Here is a 2,985-nt window from a genome sequence, read left to right on the forward strand (position 1 = left end):
ATCAGCAATAAATTGAGCCAATCCAATATCTGTTAATGGATGTTTTAATAATCCAAGAATTACAGATAATGGTCCAGTCATAACATCGGCGCCAATTTTGGCACAGTTTACAATGTGCATTGTATGACGAACTGACGCGGCAAGAATTTGAGTTTCATAGCCGTAATTATCATAAATTTCTCTTATTTCTTGAATCAAGTTCAATCCATCAGTTGAAATATCATCTAAACGACCAATAAATGGTGATACAAATGTTGCACCAGCTTTGGCTGCCAATAACGCTTGACCAGCCGAAAAAACTAACGTTACATTGGTTTTAATTCCTTTATCCGAAAAATATTTACAAGCTTTCACACCTTCTTTTGTCATTGGTAATTTCACAACAATTCGTTCATGTAAATCTGCCAATTCCTCGCCTTCTTTAATCATTCCGTCATAGTCTACAGCATTTACCTCAGCACTTACTTCACCATCGGTGATATTACAAATGTCTACATAATGCTTTAAAATATTGTTTTTTCCAGAAATTCCTTCTTTTGCCATCAATGAAGGATTGGTTGTAACTCCATCAAGAACTCCAAGTGCTTGTGCTTCTTTAATATCGTTTAAATTGGCTGTATCAATAAAAAATTTCATAATATATAGTTAAGTTGTGTTTTTAATAAAGTGCCAAATTACAAATTCCTTTTTAAAAATCAATGTCAATTGCAATATCAAAAATAAAAAATCAATTTGAAAAGTTTTTTTTACACCAACGTCACTTCGAGTGATTTTTGAAAATTGTGACAAGCTATTTTTAAAAAATTGTATCAAGAACTTTTGAAATGAAAAATTTGTTTTACCAAGTTCTCGATACATTTCCTAAAAAGCTAAACGCTTTATAGGAAACACTCGAAGTAAGGATATAATACTATTGAATTTTGCTATTCTTATAATTTATAATGATTCATAAGCATTTTTTCATAAACCTTATCTGGTAGAAGTCTTTTTAAAACAATTGAAAATTTTTGCATAAAAGCTCCAATTTTATAATGAATTTTAGGATTTGGATTTTGAATAATCTTATAAATCGCTTTTGCCATTTCATTTGGATTATTTCCAGAATCAACATGTTCATTCAAAGTTCTTAATACATTTCCGTATGGAATTTCATAATCAGAACCTTTAATTATTGGTGAGTGAAATCTTCCTGCAGCAATATTAGTAGCAAAATCGCCAGGCGCAACATTGGTAATATGAATTCCAAATGATTTTACTTCCATACGTAACGCTTCGGTAATTAATTCTAAAGCACCTTTCGAAGCAGAGTAAATACCACGATAAGGCAATCCCATATATCCAGCAATTGAAGTAATGTTTATAATCAATCCTGATTTTTGCAAACGCATTTGTGGTAAAATCGCTTTCATAACTTCAATTGGTCCAAAAAGATTGGTTTCAAAATTATTCTTGATTTCTTCTGTTGGAATTTCTTCAATTGGCCCAGTTATTCCAACTCCTGCATTATTGATTAAGACATCTACTCTACCTGATTTTGCGATCACTTCTGCAACAGCATTTTGAATACTTAGTTTATCTCTAACATCTAAAGTGATTAATGGAAAAACCGAATTTTTTATTTTTTCTGGATTTCTACTAGTTCCATAAACTGTAAAACCTTTCTCATAAAGAAATTCTCCAATAGATTTTCCAATTCCAGATGAACCGCCAGTAATTAATACAACTTTTTTCATAGTTTTATTTGGATGAACAACCTGTCCGCTGTGGCGGAAGTAATCTCGTCCTAATTTATTTTACAAATTTAGGATATAATTTGAATTCCCAATCCAGGATTTTCCGAAAGATATATTTTTCCGTTTATTATTTTGCTTCCATTTGCCAAATCATTTACAATTAGATTAGCTCCGTCTAAATCTGCAAAGTCACAAAAAGGTGCTAAAACTGCTGCTGCAGAAATTCCAATTGTTGATTCGGTCATACAACCAATCATAATCTTATAATTTAATTGTTTTGCAATATCAATCATTTGCAAAGCAGGAGTTAATCCGCCACATTTAACCAATTTAATATTGATACTTTTATAATGTGGTTTCAATTGGTTTAACAAAGTTGCGTCTTGACAATCTTCGTCGGCCATCCAATTGGCATTTAAATCTGAATGTAAAACAGCATAATTTTCAAAACCTTTTTTCATAGGTTGTTCTAAATAAGAAAAATTATTTGTTGATTGTTGATTTTCCAACCAAATGCAATCTTCTTTATTAAAACTCCCATTAGAATCTAAAGCAATACTGTAATCTAATTGCAATAAAGATTTAATTTCTTGCTTGTTAAAATGACTGCATTTAATTTTAAATTTACCCCAAGTAGAAATTTTTATTTTTTGAATTTGAGTTTCAATAGGTGCTACACTTATAGTTATTGAAGACTCTGGAAGTTGATTAATTGCAATTGAATTTAATTCTAAAAAACTTTTTTTTTCTAATTTACCAAATAAATCCCAAAAAGCACAATCTAATGCAGAACGAAGAAAACTGGGCAAATTTAGAGTTACAAGAAAATTATAAAAATCTGTTGGATGATACCAATTGTGTTTTTCAATTTCATCTTGTATTGATTTTAATTTAGTAATAAAATCAACTAAATTTATTTGATAATAATCTATTGCAGTACATTCACCAAAGCCAGAAATATTATGAGATTTTAATGAAATAATAAGCGCTTCTCTAAAAGAATAATTGCCGTAAGCAATTGAAAATGTTTCCTTTAAATCTAATCGAACTATTTGCCAAGATAATTTCATTAAAGGAAATTTTAGGAAATTTTGTAAAAGAATCTGAAACAAGTTCAGATTAAAAAAAAGATTCCGAAACTAGTTCGGAATAAAAAAATGGCAAGCGACCTACATCGCACCGCTCAACCGCATACCTTTGCTATGTTCCCATCCTGGAGGATTCTGTAGGAGCTGGTCGTGTAGGACTTGCC

At 30.5% G+C, this 2,985-nt stretch carries 3 protein-coding genes and 1 other RNA gene; all 4 read right to left on the reverse strand.

The annotated features are described in order from the left end of the window. Positions 1-636 (reverse strand): fructose-6-phosphate aldolase (gene fsa / locus ACH2BO_RS07725; protein WP_395044174.1); only part of this gene is annotated, 636 nt, incomplete at its 3' end. A gap of 293 nt (positions 637-929) precedes the next feature. Further along, on the reverse strand, positions 930-1,733 hold the full coding sequence (locus ACH2BO_RS07730; protein WP_395044175.1) for an SDR family oxidoreductase: 804 nt from the start codon (positions 1,731-1,733) through the stop codon (positions 930-932). 68 nt (positions 1,734-1,801) lie between these two features. Further along, positions 1,802-2,803 carry an enolase C-terminal domain-like protein gene (locus ACH2BO_RS07735; RefSeq protein WP_395044176.1) on the reverse strand — a complete coding sequence of 334 codons (1,002 nt, stop codon included), beginning with the start codon at positions 2,801-2,803 and terminating at the stop codon, positions 1,802-1,804. A gap of 85 nt (positions 2,804-2,888) precedes the next feature. Then, positions 2,889-2,983: signal recognition particle sRNA small type (ffs, locus tag ACH2BO_RS07740), an RNA gene on the reverse strand. Positions 2,984-2,985 lie beyond the last annotated feature (2 nt).

Origin of the sequence: Flavobacterium sp., assembly GCF_043773265.1 — a bacterium.
Taxonomy (GTDB): domain Bacteria; phylum Bacteroidota; class Bacteroidia; order Flavobacteriales; family Flavobacteriaceae; genus Flavobacterium.

Bases quoted from the DNA above. Each gene is read 5' to 3' on its own strand.
- ACH2BO_RS07735 (WP_395044176.1), bottom strand. From the start codon at position 2,803: ATGAAATTATCTTGGCAAATAGTTCGATTAGATTTAAAGGAAACATTT.
- ACH2BO_RS07730 (WP_395044175.1), bottom strand. From the start codon at position 1,733: ATGAAAAAAGTTGTATTAATTACTGGCGGTTCATCTGGAATTGGAAAA.